We start from the raw sequence: 19,014 nt of genomic DNA, 5'->3' as shown, positions 1-19,014 counted from the left end.
TCACCGCACGCCGATCACCACGTGTGCGTCCCACTCATGTGAGACCGCCACATGTGTGGTCAGACCCGCCTGGGCGAAGACGTCCGTGGCGGCGGACGCCTGGCGTGCGCTGGTCTCGGAGAGCAGGCAGCCGCCGGGGGCCAGCCATTCGGCAGCTTGGGCGGCCACCCGGCGCAGTACGTCGAGGCCGTCCGGGCCGCCGTCGAGCGCGGCCGTGGGTTCGTGGTCGCGGGCCTCGGCGGGGAGCAGGGCCACCTCGGCGGTGGGCACGTAGGGCACGTTGGCCGTCAGGATGCCCACGCGACCGCGCAGATCGGCGGGGAGCGCCGCGTAGAGGTCGCCGGTGTGGGCGCGTCCCCTGTGGGGAGCGAGGTTGCGGCGGGCGCAGCGCACGGCGGCCGGGTCGATGTCCGCGGCGTGCACCTCGGCGCCGTCGAGGGCGACGGCCAGGGCCGCGCCGAGTGCGCCGGAGCCGCAGCACAGGTCCACGACCACGCGGGCGTGCGGCGCTCGGGCCAGGGCCTGGTCGACGAGGAACTCGGTGCGGCGGCGGGGTACGAACACGCCGGGCGCCACGGTGATGCGCAGGCCGTGGAACTCGGCCCAGCCGAGGACGTGTTCGAGCGGGAGTCCGCGGGCGCGGCGCTCGGCCATCGCGGTGGCCTCGTCGGGGGTGCGGGCGGTGGCGAGGATCAGTCGGGCCTCGTCCTCGGCGAAGACGCAGCCCGCTGCGCGCAGGGCTGCGACGAAGGCGGACGGGTCGGCGAGCGGGGAGGGTGATGCGGGCATGGCGGTCATGAGAGCCATGAGCCTTTCGGGACCTGGGGCCTCAGGGCGCTCCCGCGGTCACCGTCGCGTGGTTCCGTACCGTCACACGGCACGGGTGCGAGGGGAGAGCACCCTGGCTGACACAGCGTTGATGGGTCTCACCTCCTCGGTCGCGTCCGGCCGCGCACTGCGCGCGATCGGACGGCCACCATACCGTGCCGGGTCTCCGGGCGGCACCGGGTTCCCGGCCCGGTCGGGGCCGTGCGTCCGTGGCCGCTCAGACGGCCACGGACTCCTCGGTCTCTTCCTCGGCCGCGCGCTCGGCCTCGGCCGCGGGGGTGTCCGGGGCGTCCGTGGTGGCCGGCACCTCTTCCTGGGTGCGGCGGGCCGGGCGCTCCCACAGGGCGGCGATGCCGGTGACGGCGATGCCGACGACCAGCCAGGCGACGAGCGTCCACATGTTGCGGGCGATGCCGTCATCGCCGAAGTACAGCAGGGAGCGGATGCCCTCGACGAAGCCGGCGCCGTTCCAGAAGGCGTGCAGGGTGCCGAAGAAGCCGTTCTGGAGCTCGGGTCGGAACAAGCCGCCGGAGCTGGTGAAGTTCAGCATCACGAACAGCACCATCATGGCGAGCGTGGTCCAACGCTTGAGGAAGGTGTGCAGGCCGACGCCGATGAGCAGGATGCCCGCCGAGTAGAGCCACGCCATGGCCCACAGGGTGCCCAGGTCGTGGTGGGCGAGGTGGAAGATCGGCCCGGCGAGCAGGGCGCCGATGCCGCCGACCACGGCGGCCACGCCCACGGCGATCAGCGCCCGCAGCCGCACGGCGAGCGCGGCACCGGCGGCGCCGATGGCGGCGACGGAGGCGTAGGAACCGATGCTGATGGCGATCAGCAGGAAGAACAGGCCCTGTCCGGTGGGGTCGTCGGAGACCGGCTCGGCGATATCGGTGACCTTCAGCGGGGCGCCCTGGTGCGCGGCGACCGGCGTGAAGACCTTCTCCACGGCGGTGGCGCCCATGTCGGAGGCGGCGGTCGCCACGATCAGTTCGGGCTCATGTGCGCTGGGCACATAGGCGCCGGTGACATGCCGGTCCTTCAGCAGCTCGACGGCGGCGGCTCGGGTGGAGACGGTACGGACGTCGAGCTTGTCCCCCGCGGTGTCCTTCACCGTCTGCGCGAACACCTTCGCCTCGGGGCCGGCGCCGACCACGGCCACGGGCATGTGGTGGGGCTCCGGGGTGACGAAGGCTCCCATATAGGCGAGCCCCATACCTATGCACATCAGCAGCGGGGTGATCAGGTGCGTGAGCACATGACGCAGTGCCGGTGACTTCATCGGCCGGAACCTCCATTGGTTGTCTTATACAACTCACGTTCAAGTTGTACTATACAACCAGAATGGTTCGGGTGGGTCCGCGGAGTTCCGTGAGGGGGCTCTCATGGCGAAGGTGTTCTCATGACCAAGGTGTTCTCATGACGGCGGCGGAGTCGGCCGTCGAGACGATCCAGCGCGAGATGACGGCGTTCGCGCGCCGGGCCCGCGCCTCGGCGGGGCGCATGCACCCCGAACTGTCGCTGGTGTCGTACACGCTGCTCGGGCATCTGGAGGAGCGCGGCGGCTGCCGGGCGACCGACCTGGCCACGCACTACGCGCTGGACAAGTCGACGGTGAGCCGTCAGGTCGGCGCGTTGGAGCGGACCGGGCTGATCGAGCGGCGGCTCGCGCCGGACGACGCCCGCGTCCAGGTGCTGCATCTGACCGACGCGGGCCAGGAGATCCTGGCCCAGGTCACCCGCAGCCGCCGGGCCGCCTTCCGGGAACGGCTCGCCGACTGGCCCGAGGACGACCTGATCCGCTTCGCGGCTTACCTGGAGCGGTACAACGCGGGGGCCTCCGGCGGCACCGAGTAGAACGGCCGCGCCCTCACCCGAGGGGGACGCGGGCGCCGAGGAACCTCGTGTCCAGCCGGTGCCGGAAGCCCAGGGACTCGTAGAGACGGATGGCGCCGGTGTTGCCCGCGCCGGTGTGCAGGAACGGGCGCTCCCCGCGCTCGCGGACGCCGTGCGCGACGGCGAGGATCAGCCGGGTGGCGAGACCCTCGCCCCGGAAGGCCGGGTCGGTGCAGACAGCACTGATCTCGGTCCAGCCCGGCGGGTGCAGCCGCTCCCCCGCCATCGCGATCAGCGCACCCTCGCGGCGGATGCCGAGGTAGGTGCCCATCTCGATGGTGCGCGGCATGAACGGACCTGGCTGGGTGCGCGCGACGAGGTCCAGCATCTCGGGCACGTCGGCCGGGCCGAGCGGCACGGCTTCCGGCTCCGGCGCCGCGGTCACGCCGTCGTCCACCATCTGCACGCCCGCCACGTCGAAGGTGATCTCCCAGCCGTCCGGCACCCGGCCCCGGTGACCGAGCAGCGGTACCTCGGCGCCGGGCCCCGCCATGCGGGCGATGCCGGCCCAGTCGGCGGCCTCGACGTCGTCGGGCAGGGCCAGCCAGGGCGAGACCTCCACCGGGTACCGGAGCACCCGGCCGTACCGCTCGGCGAAGTGGGCGTGCGGGCCGGTGAGGGAGGCGCGCGCGGCGTTGTCGAGCGGGTGCGGGACGCTCGTCCCGGCCGGGCCGGTGTCAGCGCCGGCCGGGGTGTCGGCCTCCCGGCCCTCGTACCGCGTGGAGACGTACGCCTCGGGCATCCTCAAGTCCTCGCTTCCCTCGTCCTCCACCGGCGCTCCGGCGTCGGCTCTCCACCCAAGTCCGGCGGCGGGACGGCTATTCCCGACCCGGTCCGGAGTGTGGGCGATCTCGCCCGCCGGGGGCACTGACCAGGGACGGGGCGCCCGTGGCGAGAGCGTACGGTTGAGCCATGAACGTCACCCGAGGCTTCACGGGCCGTCGGCGCGTCTCCCGACCGGGACTGCCTCCGGGGCAGTACGACGCGGGCGACGACTGGCCCGTCCTGTCCGCCGAGGTCACCCCCGACCTCGCGCCCGCCGACTGGTCCTTCCGCGTCGACGGACTGGTGGAGCAGCCGCACACCTGGGGCTGGGACGAGGCGCACGCCCTGCCCGGTTCGGTGTACGAGGGTGACATCCACTGCGTGACCGGCTGGTCCAAGTTCGGTGTGCGCTTCGGCGGGGTCTCGCTGGACGCGTTCTTCGCCATGGCGCGGCCACATGTGTCCGCCACACATGTGCTGGCCCGCTCCCACACCGGGTACACCGCGAACCTGCCGCTCGCCGACCTCACCGGCGGCCGCGCCTGGATCACCTGGGACCACGACGGCGTGCCGCTGGCCCCGGAGCACGGCGGACCGGCCCGGCTGATCGTGCCGCACCTGTACTTCTGGAAGAGCGTGAAGTGGATCGCGGGGCTCACCCTCCTCGACCACGACGAGCCGGGCTTCTGGGAGGGCAACGGCTATCACGAGCGGGGCAACCCGTGGGAGGAACAGCGGTACCGAGGTGACTGAGCAGGCATACGAGACCCTGGCCGCGCGCGACTCCGCGCCCGCCGCTCCCCCGGCCCGCTTCGCGGTGCCCGGCCGGATCGCGGTGAGCGAGCAGGTGGCGGCGGCGTGGCAGACGGCGACGCTGACCGAGGTCCGGCGGGAGACGCCGCACGCGGCGACGTTCCGGCTGGCGGTGCCCGAGTGGGCGGGTCATCTGCCCGGCCAGCATCTGATGCTGCGGCTGACCGCCGAGGACGGCTATGTGGCTCAGCGCCACTACTCCATCGCTTCCGCGCCTGACGACTCCGGGCACATCGAGCTGACCCTGGACCGCGTCCCGGACGGCGAGGTCTCGGGCTGGTTCCACACCGTGGCCCGGCCCGGCGACCGGATCGACGTGCGCGGTCCGCTGAGCGGTTTCTTCGCCTGGCCGGGCGACCGTCCGGCGCTGCTGCTCGGCGCCGGTTCGGGGATCGTCCCGCTGATGTCGATGGTCCGGCACCACCGTGCGCGGGGCATGTCGGTGCCGCTGCGGATGCTGGTGTCGGCGCGCGGCCCCGAGGAGCTGATCTACGCCGGGGAGCTGGGCGCGGAGACGACGGCCGTGTTCACCCGCACCGCCCCGGCGGGTGTGCCCGTGGGCCGTATGTCGGCCGCACATGTGGCCCCACTCCTGGCCGAGCAGCCGCCTGGTGGGTGGGAAGCCTATGTGTGCGGCTCCAACGGCTTCGCCGAACATGCCTCCCGGCTCCTCGTCGCCGCCGGTCAGCCGGTGGACCGTATCCGCATCGAACGCTTCGGCTGAGCCCACGGGAGTTCGTGGCGCGCCGGACGCTCCAGGCCGGGGCGGGGTGGGTACCTGACCGGTGTGGACATGCGTACTCGGTCGCACCGTCGACGTCGGCGGCACAATCCGCTGCGGCGGCGGTCGGACGTGGTGGAGGCGTGGGTGGCGGTGGTCGTCGCCGTCCTGCTGTGCGTGGTCGCGCCGCTGGCCGGGACGGCGGCCGGGCTGTTCACCTACGACCGGGCACGGACGCATGCCACGGAGCAGCGGGCCGAGCGGCACGCGGTGCGGGCCGTGGTGCTCGGCCGTCCCGCGGCCCGGCCCACGGTGCAGGGGGACCGCGGGCACGGCTACCGGGCCGAGGTCCGCTGGACGGAGCCGGGACGGCGGACACATACCGCCGTCGCCGATGTTCCGGCCGGGACGCGCGCCGGGGACACGATCACCGTCTGGTTCGACAGCCGGGGACGCACGACGACGCCGCCTCCGAACGACGTGACGGTCTGGCAGCACACGGTCGCGGTCGGCCTGGGCACGGCGGGAGGCGCGGCCGCGATCGTGCTCCTGGCCCGCGCGGTGGAACGCCGGGTCGCGCTGCGGCACCGGCTGGACGAGTGGGAGCGGGCCTGGGCCCGCACGGGCCCGAGGTGGACGCGGCGGCGCGCGTGAGGTGGCCCGACATCCCCTGCCTGCCTACGAGTTGGAGCGCCGCGCCGTCACCAGCCGGGCGCGGGGGCTGCCGTCGGCGCGCAGGCCGAACTCGGGCAGGGGCCGCAGCTCCACCGTGAAGCCGGCACGTTCCAGTTCCCTGCGGACGTCACCGAGGCGGAACGCGCGGTAGTACATGACGAACGGTGGCCGCCACACGGCGTTGCGCACCCGCATCACCGCGTCGAAGCCGAGCAGCGCCCAGTACGCGGCGCTCGACGGCCGGGGCGGGGCCAGCACCGGGAAGGCGAACCGGCCGCCCGGCCGGAGCGCCGAGTGGACCTGGGTGAAGAGGCCGGGCAGTTCCCGTGGCAGGAAGTGACCGAACGCACCGAAGCTGACGACCAGGTCGAAGGCGGCCGTGAAGGGCAGCGCGCGGGCGTCCGCCCGAACCAGGGCGACCTCCTCGCCCTGCCCGCGCCGTGCCACGTCGAGCATGCCCGCGCTGAAGTCGACCCCGGTGACGCTCCGGCGGCACAGCCCGCCCAGTACGGACAGCCCGGCGCCGGTGCCGCAGCACAGGTCGAGCCCGTCCTCGAAGGGGCCGAGCGGCCCGAGTGCCTTCGCGACGGCGTCCAGCACCGAGCCGGGCGTCCGGAAGGGGGTGTGGTCGAACTTGGGCGCGAGCAGGTCGTAGCCCCGCTCGACGGACGACAGCGCCTGGACGGCCAGTTCGCGTGTGCTGGGACCCTCGGGGCTGAACATGGCTCCAGCGTAGGGCGTACGGGCGTCGGGTCAGGGCCGGCGCAGGAAGTCGCCGGTGACCGTCACGAATCGTTCGGGGTCGTCGAGCCAGGGGTAGTGCCCGGCCCCGCTCTGGACGACCAGCTCGGCGTCGGGGAAGAGGTCGGCGAGTCCGGCGACGACCTCGGGCGGGCTGTTCAGGTCGAACTCCCCGGTGAGCAGCAGCACGGGAGCCGTGACACCGGCGAGCGCCGCACGGGTGGCCGGCGGGTCGAAGGCGCCCTTCTCCCCGAAGCGGGCGACGGCTTCCGTGTCGGCCGGGCGGCTGTCCGCGTGGTGGCGCTCGGCGGCGTTGTCCCAACGGCCGTAGAAGAAGGGGCTGATGGCGTCCCAGTCCGTGCCGGTGCCCTCGGTGATCGCCTCCAGCGCGGCGAACGCCGCCGGGAACCATGGCTCGCCCTCGCGGAGCCGGGCGGCCCGGCGCCGGGTCTCGCCCGTGACGTCCAGGCCGACCGCTCGGGTGCCGGGCCCGATCAGGGCGAGGCGGCGCAGCCGGTGCGGGTGTCGGGCCGCGTACTGCGTGACGATGTTCGCGCCGGCGGAGTGGCCGAGCAGGTCGATCCGGTCCAGGCCGAGGTGGAGGCGCAGGGCCTCGATGTCGTCGACGAGCCGGTCGCAGCGGTAGGAGGCCGGGTCGTCGGGGATCGCGGACCGGCCGGTGCCGCGCAGGTCGGGGACGGCCAGCCGTCGGCGCCCGGACAGCCCGCCGAGGTCGCCCAGGTAGCGGGAGTCCGTCGGGCCGCCGGGGACGCAGACGACCGGGTCGCCGTCCCCTTCGCCGTGGACGCGCAAGGCCAGCCGGGTGCCGTCGGGCGCGGAGTAGGTGGACATGACAGGAAGTCTGCCCGAGCTCGGCGTCCGGCGCGGCGGAGGAGCGGTGACCGGCGCCCCCCTCAGTCCTTCAGTCCTTCAGCCTGTCAGTCCTTCAGCCGGTCCAGCGTGTTGCGGGTGTCCGTCTTCAGCCAGTCCGAGATCTCGTCGATCTTCGGCGGGTCCTTGTCCGGGTCGTAGGAGCTGAGGTAGGCGCTGTAGCTCATGGTGTAGGTGACCCAGCCGTCGCGGACCGCCAGGGTGGCGTAGCGGGAGCCGCTGGACGTGCCGCTGGTGGTGTCGCGGGTGACCAGGTAGGCCTCGTCGCCGATGTCCTCGACCGGGCCGACGTCGTAACCGGAGTGGCTCTCGTCGTAGTTCTTCCAGGTGGCCGTGAACTCGGGCCCCGGGTCCGTCTTCTTGTGCAGGTCGACCTGGAGGGAGAGGTAGGCGTCGGCGTAGGAGGAGCCGGACTTCTTCAGGCTCGCGCTGCAGTAACTCTCGTCCAGCGCAGCTTCCTTGAGGGAGCTGTGGGTCGGGGAGGAGTCACTGGCGGAGTACTCGTCCTTGAACGAGGTGTAGTCCGCGCGCGAGCAGAGATCGGACGGGGCCGCATAGCCGCCGAGGTCCGCCGCGCCCGCTGTCGCACCGATCAGGAAGATGCCGGCCGCCCAGGCAGCGGAGGCGACGACGGCTCCGACGACGGCCCACAGCACCGCCCGTCCGGCGGCACCGCTCCCGCCGGGCGCGGGCGGGAACGGCGGTGGTCCGTACTGCGGGGGCTGGGCGTAGGGGTTGCCCGGCTGGGGCCCGCTCGGCATCGTGGGCGACTGGAAGGGGCCCGGCGGCGCGGACCGCGGAACCGGCGGCGGGGACTGCGGGCTCGGGTAGGGATACGCGGTCGGCTGGGGCGGGACCGAGGGCGGCTGCGCGGGCGGTCCGGGCTGCGGCGGCCGGTCGGCGGGCTGCGCGGGCTGCTGCGGTGGCGTGGACATGTCGTGACGATAGGGCACAGTTGGCGCCCAAGTACCCTGCTCGTCAGGGATCGTTACGGCATCAGGACATGGGCCATGGGGCCGGGGTACACATGACGCCACACCATGTCGCCCCGCCCTACGCGGCAGTGCGCAGAGGTGTGGTCCCGGACCACCCGCAACCACCCCCCGACAAGGCCGCCCGCCCGCACAGGCGGCACCCCGCCGAACGGACCTCAGTGCGGCATCCGGGTTGCTCGGGTAAGCCGTCCGGCGCGGGCAGCTCGCCGCATCCGGCCGACCTTCCTACGTTGATCATATGAGCACCGGATTCTCACGTCGGGCGACCGTTTCCGTCTGTTCCCTGTGCGTGGCGGGAGCGCTGGCCCTCGCGCCCGCGGCCGCCGCCACCGGGACCGGCGGGGAACCCGCACCGCCCGCACCACGGGCGGCCGTCCCGCAGCCGTCCCTGCTCTACGGCTCCGGTGTCCAGGTGCGCCCGCGCGCCGGCGCCCCGGAGACACCTCAGCTCTCGGCGCTGTCCTGGCTGGTGGCCGACGCCGACAGCGGTGACGTGCTCGCCGCCGACGGGGCGCACCGCAAGCTGCCGCCCGCGAGCACCCTGAAGACCCTGTTCGCCCTGACCGTGCTGCCGACGCTGCCCGCGACACAGCAGCACAAGGTGAGTTACCAGGAACTGGCGGACGTCGGCGAGGGCAGCAGCCTGGTCGGTGTGGAGGAGGGCCACACCTATCAGGTGGCGGACCTGTGGCGCGGAGTGTTCCTCAGCTCGGGCAACGACGCCGTGCACGTACTGGCGGCCCTGGACGGCGGCGTGCCGAAGACGGTCACCCGGATGCAGACCAAGGCCCGCTCGCTCGGCGCGATGGACACCCATGTCATCTCCCCCGACGGCTACGACTCCCCCGGCCAGGTGTCCTCGGCGTTCGACCTGGCGGTGTTCGGCCGGGCCGGGCTGCACAACCCCGACTTCGCACGGTACTGCTCCACCGCGCAGGCCCAGTTCCCCGGCGACGGCTGGCCGTTCGCCATCGAGAACACCAACCGGCTGCTGAGCGGCGAGGACGGCGTCGCGCCGTATCCCGGGATCATCGGCATCAAGAACGGCTACACCAGCAACGCGGGCAACACGCTCGTGGCCGCTGCCCGCCGGGGCGGTCGCACCCTGGTCGTCACGGTGATGAACCCTCAGGAGGGCGGGGGGCTCGCCGTGTACGAGGAGGCCCGCCAGCTTCTGGACTGGGGCTTCGCCGCGGCGGGACGGGTGGACCCGGTCGGCTCGCTGGACGGACTGCGCGCCACGCCGGAGCCCACGCATTCCGCCGTCCCCGTGGCCGCGGCCACCTCACCGGCACCGGACGACGACACCGACTGGACGCGGACCGCGACCATCGCCGGGATCGTCGTCCTCGGCGCGGCCGGTGTGACCCTGGCCCTGCGAGGCAAGAGCGGCAAGGACACCGGGAACGGCACCGGAGCCTGACCCGGGACGACCTCCCCGGCCCGTCAGACGCAGGGCACCAGCGGAGCGGGCTCCAGCGCGCGTACCGTACGCACCGCTCCCACCGGCCTGCCGCCGCCCAGCAGGGGCGCGCCCGCGAACCCGGTGAGGAGGGCGGGGTCGACCCCGGCGTGGGCGAGCGCGGCCGCGGCGACGGGGACGCGGGCCCGGTCGGCGCCGTCGGCGATCTTCACGGCGATGGCGCGGCCGTCGGGCAGCGCGGCCACCTGGACGCCCTCGAAGCCGTCCTTGGCGAGCAGTCCGGGCACCGTCCGCATCAGCGCGGCCACGTCGCGCCGGACGCCGGAGGCCATCTCGGCGTGCTCGCGCATGGCGTCCGCCACGCGCGCCTCGGGCGTGCCGGGGGCGGCGGTGGTGATGCGGGCCAGGGCGCGGGCGAGACCGTGCAGGGAGACGGCGAAGAGGGGCGCGCCGCAGCCGTCCACGGTGACGTGGGCGACCCGCTGACCGGTGAGGTCCTCCACGGTCTCCGCGATGGCCTGCTGGAGGGCGTGGGCCGGGTCGAGGTAGTCGTCGAGGGACCAGCCGTTGAGCTCGGCCGTCCACAGCATGGCGGCGTGCTTGCCGGAGCAGTTCTGGGCGAGCCGCGAGGGACCCCTGCCGTCCCGTACCCAGGCGTCCCGGACGACGGGGTCGAACGGCATGTCGGGGGTGTTGCGCAGGTCGGTCTCGCCGAGCGAGGCGAGGTCGAGGATGCGCTTGGTGCCGTCGAGGTGGCGTTCCTCGCCGGAGTGGCTGGCGGCGGCCAGGGAGAGCAGCTCACCGTCCAGGGGCAGCCCGGCCCGCAGCATGGCGACGGCCTGCACGGGCTTGAGGGCCGAGCGCGGGTAGAAGGCGGCCTCGGTGTCACCGAGCTGGAACCGCACCTCGCCGTCGGTGCCGAGGACGACGACCGAGCCGTGGTGGACGCCTTCGACGACTCCGCCGCGCACCAGGTGGGCGACGGGGGCGTGGCGGGGTTCGCGGACGACGGGGGCGTCGAGGGGGAAGCTGTCGTGCGTCACTGCCTGCGTCACGGGGTCGGGGGTGGCCTGGGTGCGGGTCACGTGTCGGCTCCGGTGGTCTTGGGTCCGCCCTGTGCGGGCAGCGCCGGGGGTGTGGCGCCCGCGGTGCGGACGATGCGGGAGAGGGTCGTGGCGACCCGGTCCAGATGGTGGGTCATGGCCGCGACGGCGTCGTGTTCCGAGCCGGCGGCGAGCGCCTCGACGATGGCGCGGTGCTCGCGGTCGGACTGCTCGCGGCGGCCGCCCAGCTCGGTGAGGAACGCCGACTGGCGGGCGAGGGCGTCCCGGATCTCCTCGATCACCTTGCGGAAGACCGGGTTGCGGGCGGCCTCCGCGACGGCGAGGTGGAAGAGGGTGTCCATGGCGACCCACGCGGTGGTGTCCGTCTCGCGCTCCATGCGGCCCAGGAGACGGGTCAGCCGGTCGAGGTCCTCCGGGGTGTGGCGCCGTGCGGCGTACCCGGCGACGGGCACCTCGATGTGCCGGCGCACCTCCAGCAGGTCGCTGGCCGCGTAGTCGCCGAAGGTGGGGTCCTCCACGGCGTCGGCGACGACGAAGGTTCCCTTGCCGGTACGGGAGACCGTGAGCCCCATGGTGTGCAGGGCGCGCAGGGCCTCGCGCACGACGGGCCGGGAGACCTCGAGGGTGCGGCACAGCTCGGCCTCGGAGGGCAGCTTGCCGCCGATCGCGTACTCGCCGCGCTCGATGGCGCCGCGGAGGTGGCCGAGGACCGCTTCCATGGCGCTGACGCGTCGCGGGGCCGGACCACCTGTCTGGCTGTCTGACAGGTTCACGGAGCGATCGTGCGGGCTGAGGGCAGAAACTGTCAAGGCGTGACGATCCGGGACGCGCGCGCAGACGCAGACGGGGTGCGGACGCCCGTGTGCCGGAACGTCCGCACCCCGTGCGGTGGCGCGGTCTCTCAGTTGCTGAGCGTGCCGGTGGCCAGCAGGCCGATCAGGAGCGCGCCGACGACGATCCGGTAGATCACGAAGGCGTTGAAGGAGTGCTTGGCGACGAACTTCAGCAGCCAGGCGATGGAGGCGTAGGCGACGACGAAGGAGACGACGGTGCCGACCACCAGCGGGGCGGCGCTCACGCCCGCGCCGAGGGCGTCCTTCAGCTCGTAGACACCGGCGCCGGTGAGGGCCGGGATGCCGAGGAAGAAGGAGAGGCGGGTGGCGGCGACGCGGTCGAGGTCGAGGATGAGCGCCGTGGACATGGTGGCGCCGGAGCGGGAGAAGCCGGGGAAGAGCAGCGCGAGGATCTGCGAGCAGCCGACCAGCATCGCGTCCTTGAACGAGGTGTCGTCCTCGCCCCGCTTGTGGCGGCCCATCTGGTCCGCGGCCCACATGACGCCGGAGCCGGCGATCAGGGAGCCGGCGACCACCCAGAGCGAGGCGAGCGGGCCGTCGATCAGCGGCTTGGCGGCAAGGCCGACGACGACGATCGGGACGGTGGCCGCGATCACCCACCAGGCGAACTTGTAGTCGTGCCGGTAGCGCTTCTCCGGGTTGACCAGGCCCTGGAACCAGGCGGAGACGATCCGCTTGATGTCCTTGAAGAAGTACACGAGCACGGCCGCGATGGCGCCGACCTGGATGACCGCGGAGAACCCGACGACGGACTTGTCGTCCACGGGGATGTCCATGAGCCCCTCGGCGATCTTCAGGTGGCCGGTGGAGGACACCGGGAGGAACTCGGTCACCCCCTCCACTACTCCGAGGACGACGGCCTGACCGACAGAGATGGCGCTCATGGATTCCAGTTCTGGGGAGAGGGGGTCGACGGCGGTGCGGGCGAGTCTGACCACGCCCGTACGGCACCGGCGCGGACCGCTCCGGAGCGCGCCCGCGCGTACGGCAGCGTAGAGGCACCGCGGGTGTGGGACGGCACGGGGGCGCGCGGGTCCGGGCCGGACGCGCGGCGCCCGTACGGGGCCCGTGCGCCCCGGTCATGCGGTGGCCGCGTGCGAGCGGGCCGCGGCCGCGAAGGGGACGGAAGTCGGCTCGCTCACAACGATTTCTTACCGTCGGTGCCCGTATTGCCCCGAGAACGGAACGTCACCAGTTCTTCTCGAAGAGCTGGGCCACCTCGGCGATACGGGCCTCGTCGCGACGGTAGTAGGTGCGCAGGAACCGGCGGCGGGTGCGCAGCAGGCCGAGGCGGGTGAGGAAGTCGAGGTGGGCGGCGGCTGTGCGGCGGGGTACGCCGAGCTTGGCGGCGACGGCGCGCGCGGTGACGCCGGTGCCGGCGGGGTCGGCGGGGTCGGCGGGGTCGGGATGGAGGCTCGTCGGCGGGAAGTGGACCGCGGGATCTTTGAGCCAGTCCAGGACGCTCTGCCGTATGCGGCCCGAGGGGGTCCCCATCATGCGTACGCCTCCCCTCCCCCGGGCTCCTCGTGTGTCCCGTGGCCCCACTGTGGCGCAGGGGGCGGGGGCGCGTCGGGCTCTCCGCTCGTGTTGTCCGGTACCGGACGGCGGCGCGGGCGGGGGCCGTGAGGGGGCGGGGTGAGGCCGGAGGGCCGGGGTCGCCCGTACGGCGGCTTGCGCACGCACTAGTTGCACAGTCAACGATTGGCTGGATCGGTGCTACGGTGCGGGTATGGCAGTGAAGACGGGTGAGGGCACCCGGCTCGAAGAACGTTGGCGGGACATCCTCGCGGTGCACGCGCGCACGATGTGCGAGATAGACCGCGCCCTGCATCCGCATGGGCTGGGTGCCAGCGACTTCGAGGTGCTGGACATCCTGGCGGCGGAGACCCCCACAGAGGGAGATCACTGCCGGGTGCAGAACCTGGTCGGCCGGGTCCACCTCAGCCAGTCCGCGCTGTCGCGGCTGATCGGACGGCTGGAGAAGGAAGGTCTCGTCCAGCGCACGGTGTGCGCGGAGGACCGGCGCGGGGTGTGGGTGAACCTCACCCGCAAGGGCCGCGAACTGCACGCGGAGGTGCTGCCGCTTCAGCGGTCGGTGCTGGGGCGGATGCTGACGGAGTCCACGGACTGACGTCCGGCTCACATAGGTGCGGCACACGTAGGTGCGGCACACGTAGGTCCGGCTCACACAGGCGCGGCGCACACAGGTGCGGCCCACATAGGTCTGGCGCACGTAGGCGCATCACCCATGGACGCGACACCCGTGTGTGCGGTACACGTAGGAGCGCCGCACACGGGCGCGACACCCATGAGCGCGGCGCACACAGGTAGGAAACACAGGGCGGACACGCCCGTATGGCGGAGCCGCCCATGTGCGACTCCGCCATACGTGAGACCGCTCAGCGCGCCAGCAGTGAGCGCACGCCCTGCGAAGTGAGCGTCAGCCCGTGCTCCGAGCTGCCGTCGATCGTGAGCGAGAGCTCCTCCTCGGGCCACTGGGAAGCGAGGGCGCCGAGCTGGATCAGCCGGTAGCGGGAGACGGAGGGCAGCAGCCCTGCCATCTCCAGTTCCGAGGTGAAGACGGGAACCACCTGCTCGCCGCCGGGCTGCTCGAGCACCGGCAGGGCGACCATCGTGGAGTCGGCACCCTCCGCGTCCACTGCCTCGTCGGGCATCGGGACGAGCACATCACTGTGCGCGAGGGTCTCAAGGGCGGCCTGGTCGTCGGTGTTGACGGCCAGCACGTCCAGCGCCTGCTGCGCGGGCGTCGGCGTCGGAAGGTCGTCGTGTGCGGGTGTCTCCATGGCACATCCCCAGGTAGTGCGGTCGAACGGGCTCGCGCCGGGGCCGGGCCCCGAGCGCGCTCCCGGCCGCGTACCCCTCCGGGCCCGGAGCATGCGCACGGGTTTTCAGCGGCGCGGTACTCCAGCCCGGCCCCGGCCCCGGCCGTTCCTGAGGCCAGGGGGTGCGTGGGCCGGTGAGCGGTTCACCCGATCAGACGGCAGGCGCACGGTCGAGGCGGGCGCAGCCGACACCTTGTCAGCGGTGCTCAGTACGCGGCACTCGGTGCTGACCCCGGCCGGGACCAGGCGGGCGCCGGGGGCGAGACGGGCGGCAAGGCCGACGAAATCAAGGCTGCGAACTCCTCCGTAAGCCGCCACAGGGTCGGCGTCCGGGGGCCGGCGGGCGAAGGGCCACCACTCGTAACAGGCGCGCCAGGGGAAGGCCGGGCGGGGCAAGGAACCGGGTGAGGACGACACGGTCGCCGAAGTCGGGCACCAGCCGCGCCACCCCTGCGGCGGCCCCGGCACAGCGCGGCGTGGCCCAGGGGCTGTCGGGTTCGGCGAAGACGCGCTGCATCTCGGTGACCGCGAGCAGTCCCCGCGCCACCCTCACGCGCCGTACATCCCCGGGGCCGGGGCGGGGCTCGGCGGGAGTGCCTCCTGCGCGCGGACCCGGCCGCGGCCCAGCAGCAGGGTGCCGAGGAAGGTGAGGGCCAGGGCGACGAGGACGCCGAGGTTGGCGTAGGCCCACTGCCCGGACCGGCCGCCCAGGCCGAGTGGGCCGAGGAGGTAGCCCTGCCAGCTCAGCCAGGCCGCGGCGGTGTTGGTGACCAGGCCCCAGCCGATGACGGTGGCGCCGACGGTGAGGACGAGGGGCAGGACGGGGGCGTCGCCGTAGCGGCCGTCGGGGCGGTACAGGTCCCCCTCGTCGTAGTCGCGGTGGCGCAGGGCGAGGTCGGCGAGCATCACGCCGCACCAGGCACCGATGGGGACGCCGAGCGTGGTGAGGAAGCCCATGAACTCGCCCAGGAAGGCACCGCCGAAGAACACGATGTAGATCGACCCGGCGATCATCAGCAGGCCGTCGACGAGGGCGGCGAGGTACCGGGGGACGTGCAGTCCGGCGGAGAGCAGGGCGAGGCCGGAGGAATAGATGTCCAGCACGGCGCCCCCGACCAGGCCGAGCACGGCCACCAGCGCGAAGGGGACGAGGAACCAGGTCGGCAGGATGGTCGTCAGCGCCCCGATGGGGTCGGCCGCGATGGCCTCGCTCAGCCGCTCCGAGGACCCGGCGAGCAGCAGGCCGAACACGAGCAGGAGCAGCGGGGCGGCGGAGGCGCCGAAGGTGGTCCAGCCGATGACGCCGCGGCTGGAGGAGTCGCGCGGCAGGTAACGGGAGTAGTCGGCGGCCGCGTTGACCCAGCCGAGCCCGAAGCCGGTCATCATGAACACCAGCGCGCCGATGAACTGCTGGGTGGAGCCGGCCGGGACGGCGCTGACGGTGGGCCAGTGGATGTGGTCGGCGACGAGGGCGACGTAGACCAGGGTGAGCACGCCGGTGACGACGGTGATCACGGTCTGGATGCGCATGATCAGGTCGAAGCCCATGACGCCGCCGACCACGGTGAGCGCGGCGACGACGAGGAGGGCGACGGCCTTGGTCTCGGTCCCGCCGCCCCAGCCGAGGCGGCTGAAGACGGTGGCGGTGGCAAGGGTGGCGAGCGAGGCGAGGGCGGTCTCCCAGCCGACCGTGAGTATCCAGGAGACGGCCGAGGGCAGCCGGTTGCCGCGTACTCCGTAGGCGGCGCGGCTGAGCACCATGGTGGGGGCGGAGCCGCGTTTTCCGGCGACGGCGATGAGGCCGCAGAGCAGGAACGAGGCGACGATGCCGAGGACTCCGGCGGCAAGGGCCTGCCAGAAGGAGATGCCGAAGCCGAGCGCGAAGGCGCCGTAACTGAGGCCGAGGACGGCGACGTTGGCGCCGAACCAGGGCCAGAACAGGGTGCGGGGAGTGCCTTTGCGGTCCGCGTCCCCGATGACGTCGAGCCCGTGGGTCTCCAGTTGGATCTGGCGGCCGTCGGCTCCGCTGTCGTAGGGGTGCTGCGGCTGCGTCATCGGCGACCCACCTGTCCTGACGTGTCGCGTCGAGGCTAGGCCGGTGGGTTACGGGGTGCAAGGAACGACCCCGTGTCTTCGTCGGCTCTCCTGCAGGACAGCCGTCCAAAACTTGCTTCACCGTACACGCATCTACATAATGAGCTTATGCATAAGCGGGTTATGGACACTGGTCCCGCCGACACCACCACCGACGCCTCGGCCGAAGACCTGATGGCCGCCGTGGAGCAACTGGTGCGTCATGTACGGCGCAGCGCCACGGCCGGCGGGCTCAGCACCGCCGCGTCCTCGGCGCTCGGCAGGCTGGGCCGCGAGGGGCCGCAGCGGCTGACCGAGCTGGCGAGGGCGGAGAGCGCCACCCAGCCGAACATGACCCAGCTCGTCACCCGGATGGAGCGTGCGGGGCTGGTGCGGCGCGCTGCGGACCGCACGGACGGGCGGGGCGTGCTGGTGGAGGTCACCGAGCTGGGCCTCGAGGTGTTCCGGGAGCGCCGGGCCGAGCGGACCGAGGCGCTGGGACAGCTCGTCGAGGAACTGTCCGAGCCGGAACAGCGGGCCGTACGACTCGCCTTGCCGGCGCTGGCCCGCGCGATACAGGACCGTCAGGAGCGTTCCTGACCCACCCGTCGGATCTCTCCGGCGCCGCCATGGCAGGTCCGGGGAGGGCGACTTGACTGGAGAGAAGCGGTAATGAGTGCACCGCGTGGAAGGGCCGCGAGCCCGTTCCGGCAGCCGAAGGCCGTCTGGGCCGTGGCGTTCGCCTGCGTGATCTCGTTCATGGGCATCGGCCTGGTCGACCCGATCCTGCCCGCCCTGGCCGACAGCCTGCACGCCACGCCGAGCCAGGTGTCCCTGCTGTTCAGCAGCTACCTGATCGTGACGGCCGTCGCCATGCTGTTCGTCGGCTGGTTCTCCAGCCGGTTCGGCGCCAAGCGCACCCTGGTCGTCGGCCTGGCCGTCATCGTGGTCTTCGCGGCCCTGGCCGGGACCACCGACTCGATCAACGGCATCGTCGGGTTCCGGGCGGGCTGGGGCCTGGGCAACGCCCTGTTCATCGCCACCTCCCTGGCCGTGATCGTCGCCTCGGCCAGCGGCGGCTTCGGCGGCGCGATCATCCTGTACGAGACCGCGCTCGGCCTCGGTATCGCCGTGGGACCGCTGCTGGGCGGGGAGTTGGGGGCGATCAGTTGGCGCGGGCCGTTCTTCGGGGTGGCCGTGCTGATGGCCGTGGCCCTGCTCGCGACGCTGGCCTTCGTCCCCTCCATGCCGAAGCCGGCGCGGCCCACCTCACCCATCGCCCCGCTGAAGGCGCTCAGGCACCGCGGTCTGCTCACGATGGGCGTCATGGCGCTGCTCTACAACTGGGGCTTCTTCACCATGCTGGGCTACGCGCCCTATCCGATGAAGCTGAGCGCCCATGAACTCGGCCTGGTCTTCACCGGCTGGGGTCTGCTGGTGGCCGCGTTCAGCGTGTTCTTCGCCCCGCGCCTCCAGGCCCGCTTCGGCACCGCGCCGGTGCTGTACGCCAACCTGCTGGGCCTCGGCATCGTGATGGCGGTCATCGCCGCCGGGGTCGGCAGTCCCACGGTGGTGATCGTGGCGGTCATCGTCTCCGGCGCCTTCATCGGCATCAACAACACGCTGACCACGCAGGCCGTCATGCTCGTCTCCCCCGTCGAGCGCCCGGTGGCCTCCTCGGCCTACGGCTTCCTGCGCTTCATCGGCGGCGGTCTCGCGCCGTTCGTCGCGGGCAAGCTGGCCGATGCCACCGACCTGAGCGTGCCGTTCTACCTGGGCGCGGCGACCTTCGTGCTCGCCGTCCCGGTGCTCGCCAGCGGGCACGGGCTGCTGCGGAAGGCGGAGGAGCAGCCGGAGGAGGCCCCGGTGGCCCTGCCGTCGCTCACCGCTGTGGGTGAACCGGCCGAGCCGGACACGTCTCGGGTCATCGTGGCGGTCGGCGCGCACGGCGGGGCTCCGGCCACCGTGGACGCGGCGGCGCGGCTCGCGCGGGAGACCGGCAGCGCGCTGGAGGTCGTGCACGTCCGGGAGACGGTCGTGGTGGAGGAGCAGGCCGTGGAGCCGGAGGGCGCCGAGGAGGCGCGGGCGGCCGTGAGTGCCCATCTCGCCCGGCTGGCCGCGCACGGTGTGGCCGCCTCGGGGCAGGTCCTGACCAGCGTCGGCGACCACGCCGCCGCCGGGCGGGTGCTGGCCGAGCATGCGGCGCGGGTGGGCGCGCGGGCGGTGGCGGTGGGCCGTTCGCCGCGCGGGCCGCTGGCTCAGTTCGCGGACGGCAGCCTCACCTCCGCCCTCACCCACGGCGCGCCCTGCGATGTGCTGCTGGTGGACGCGGAGTCGGTGCCCAGGCAGCTCACCAAGGGCTCGCTGGCGGAGCTGCGGGACAGCGCGGTCTGATCCGGCGTACGACAGGAGGGGGGCCGCGGCGAGTGCCGTGG

Annotated in this window: 20 protein-coding genes; 8 read left to right on the top strand and 12 right to left on the bottom strand. The window is 73.0% G+C overall.

What is annotated here, in order from left to right; genetic code table 11:
* The gene (locus tag HEK131_RS13785) at positions 1-789 is read right to left on the bottom strand and encodes a putative protein N(5)-glutamine methyltransferase (protein ID WP_244335308.1); all 789 of its coding nucleotides are present in this window, start codon (positions 787-789) and stop codon (positions 1-3) included.
* 256 nt (positions 790-1,045) lie between these two features.
* The gene (locus tag HEK131_RS13780) at positions 1,046-2,107 is read right to left on the bottom strand and encodes a hypothetical protein (protein ID WP_244335306.1); all 1,062 of its coding nucleotides are present in this window, start codon (positions 2,105-2,107) and stop codon (positions 1,046-1,048) included.
* 137 nt (positions 2,108-2,244) lie between these two features.
* Between HEK131_RS13780 and HEK131_RS13775 the strand changes: the two genes are divergently transcribed.
* Positions 2,245-2,682, top strand: coding sequence for a MarR family winged helix-turn-helix transcriptional regulator (locus HEK131_RS13775; RefSeq protein ID WP_244335305.1), 438 nt, complete (start codon positions 2,245-2,247; stop codon positions 2,680-2,682).
* Positions 2,683-2,695: 13 nt separating this feature from the next.
* Here the strand turns inward: HEK131_RS13775 and HEK131_RS13770 are convergent, their stop codons facing one another.
* Positions 2,696-3,463, bottom strand: a complete 768-nt coding sequence (locus HEK131_RS13770; RefSeq protein ID WP_432215701.1) for a GNAT family N-acetyltransferase — start codon at positions 3,461-3,463, stop codon at positions 2,696-2,698.
* A 170-nt stretch (positions 3,464-3,633) separates the two neighbouring features.
* Between HEK131_RS13770 and HEK131_RS13765 the strand changes: the two genes are divergently transcribed.
* The 3 genes from HEK131_RS13765 to HEK131_RS13755 all read left to right on the top strand — a co-directional run bounded on the left by HEK131_RS13765 (position 3,634) and on the right by HEK131_RS13755 (position 5,674).
* Positions 3,634-4,239 (top strand): sulfite oxidase-like oxidoreductase, encoded by a 606-nt coding sequence (locus HEK131_RS13765; RefSeq protein ID WP_244335302.1) that lies wholly within the window; start codon positions 3,634-3,636, stop codon positions 4,237-4,239.
* Positions 4,240-4,303: 64 nt separating this feature from the next.
* Positions 4,304-5,023, top strand: a complete 720-nt coding sequence (locus HEK131_RS13760; RefSeq protein ID WP_244452013.1) for a ferredoxin reductase — start codon at positions 4,304-4,306, stop codon at positions 5,021-5,023.
* 69 nt (positions 5,024-5,092) lie between these two features.
* Complete coding sequence (locus tag HEK131_RS13755; protein WP_244335300.1) at positions 5,093-5,674, top strand: Rv1733c family protein; 582 nt, start codon at positions 5,093-5,095, stop codon at positions 5,672-5,674.
* Positions 5,675-5,698: 24 nt separating this feature from the next.
* On the opposite strand, the gene HEK131_RS13750 is transcribed toward HEK131_RS13755, so the two are convergent.
* From HEK131_RS13750 to HEK131_RS13740, 3 genes are all read right to left on the bottom strand, one after another.
* Positions 5,699-6,418 (bottom strand): class I SAM-dependent DNA methyltransferase, encoded by a 720-nt coding sequence (locus tag HEK131_RS13750; protein WP_244335298.1) that lies wholly within the window; start codon positions 6,416-6,418, stop codon positions 5,699-5,701.
* Positions 6,419-6,448: 30 nt separating this feature from the next.
* Positions 6,449-7,288 (bottom strand): alpha/beta fold hydrolase, encoded by an 840-nt coding sequence (locus HEK131_RS13745; RefSeq protein WP_244335296.1) that lies wholly within the window; start codon positions 7,286-7,288, stop codon positions 6,449-6,451.
* A gap of 86 nt (positions 7,289-7,374) precedes the next feature.
* Positions 7,375-8,262 (bottom strand): hypothetical protein, encoded by an 888-nt coding sequence (locus tag HEK131_RS13740; RefSeq protein WP_244335294.1) that lies wholly within the window; start codon positions 8,260-8,262, stop codon positions 7,375-7,377.
* 298 nt (positions 8,263-8,560) lie between these two features.
* Here HEK131_RS13740 and HEK131_RS13735 point away from each other — a divergent pair, with 298 nt between their 5' ends.
* Positions 8,561-9,745, top strand: coding sequence for a D-alanyl-D-alanine carboxypeptidase family protein (locus HEK131_RS13735; RefSeq protein ID WP_244335292.1), 1,185 nt, complete (start codon positions 8,561-8,563; stop codon positions 9,743-9,745).
* A gap of 23 nt (positions 9,746-9,768) precedes the next feature.
* Here the strand turns inward: HEK131_RS13735 and HEK131_RS13730 are convergent, their stop codons facing one another.
* The 4 genes from HEK131_RS13730 to HEK131_RS13715 all read right to left on the bottom strand — a co-directional run bounded on the left by HEK131_RS13730 (position 9,769) and on the right by HEK131_RS13715 (position 13,160).
* Positions 9,769-10,788, bottom strand: a complete 1,020-nt coding sequence (locus HEK131_RS13730) for an asparaginase (RefSeq protein ID WP_244452012.1) — start codon at positions 10,786-10,788, stop codon at positions 9,769-9,771.
* Between the two features lie 38 nt (positions 10,789-10,826).
* On the bottom strand, positions 10,827-11,582 hold the full coding sequence (locus HEK131_RS13725) for a FadR/GntR family transcriptional regulator (RefSeq protein WP_244335290.1): 756 nt from the start codon (positions 11,580-11,582) through the stop codon (positions 10,827-10,829).
* Between the two features lie 128 nt (positions 11,583-11,710).
* The gene (locus HEK131_RS13720; RefSeq protein WP_244335288.1) at positions 11,711-12,547 is read right to left on the bottom strand and encodes an undecaprenyl-diphosphate phosphatase; all 837 of its coding nucleotides are present in this window, start codon (positions 12,545-12,547) and stop codon (positions 11,711-11,713) included.
* Between the two features lie 304 nt (positions 12,548-12,851).
* Positions 12,852-13,160: an ArsR family transcriptional regulator gene (locus HEK131_RS13715; protein WP_244335286.1), complete on the bottom strand. Its 309-nt coding sequence runs from the start codon at positions 13,158-13,160 to the stop codon at positions 12,852-12,854.
* Between the two features lie 232 nt (positions 13,161-13,392).
* On the opposite strand from HEK131_RS13715, the gene HEK131_RS13710 reads away from it, so the two are divergent.
* Positions 13,393-13,794, top strand: a complete 402-nt coding sequence (locus HEK131_RS13710) for a MarR family winged helix-turn-helix transcriptional regulator (RefSeq protein WP_217464182.1) — start codon at positions 13,393-13,395, stop codon at positions 13,792-13,794.
* Between the two features lie 268 nt (positions 13,795-14,062).
* Here HEK131_RS13710 and HEK131_RS13705 read toward each other — a convergent pair whose 3' ends face one another.
* On the bottom strand, positions 14,063-14,467 hold the full coding sequence (locus HEK131_RS13705) for an SseB family protein (RefSeq protein ID WP_030804053.1): 405 nt from the start codon (positions 14,465-14,467) through the stop codon (positions 14,063-14,065).
* Between the two features lie 588 nt (positions 14,468-15,055).
* Positions 15,056-16,561, bottom strand: coding sequence for a purine-cytosine permease family protein (locus HEK131_RS13700; protein ID WP_244335284.1), 1,506 nt, complete (start codon positions 16,559-16,561; stop codon positions 15,056-15,058).
* 147 nt (positions 16,562-16,708) lie between these two features.
* Between HEK131_RS13700 and HEK131_RS13695 the strand changes: the two genes are divergently transcribed.
* Both HEK131_RS13695 and HEK131_RS13690 read left to right on the top strand, forming a co-directional pair.
* On the top strand, positions 16,709-17,179 hold the full coding sequence (locus HEK131_RS13695) for a MarR family winged helix-turn-helix transcriptional regulator (protein ID WP_244335282.1): 471 nt from the start codon (positions 16,709-16,711) through the stop codon (positions 17,177-17,179).
* Between the two features lie 72 nt (positions 17,180-17,251).
* Entirely contained in the window at positions 17,252-18,973 is a 1,722-nt protein-coding gene (locus HEK131_RS13690) for an MFS transporter (protein WP_244335280.1), read from the top strand.
* The last annotated feature ends 41 nt before the right edge of the window (positions 18,974-19,014 follow it).

The sequence above is a fragment of the Streptomyces seoulensis genome (genome assembly GCF_022846655.1).
Taxonomy (GTDB): domain Bacteria; phylum Actinomycetota; class Actinomycetes; order Streptomycetales; family Streptomycetaceae; genus Streptomyces.
The sequence above is the reverse complement of the archived record's forward strand: the minus strand, read 5'-3'. Positions and strand labels throughout refer to the sequence as shown.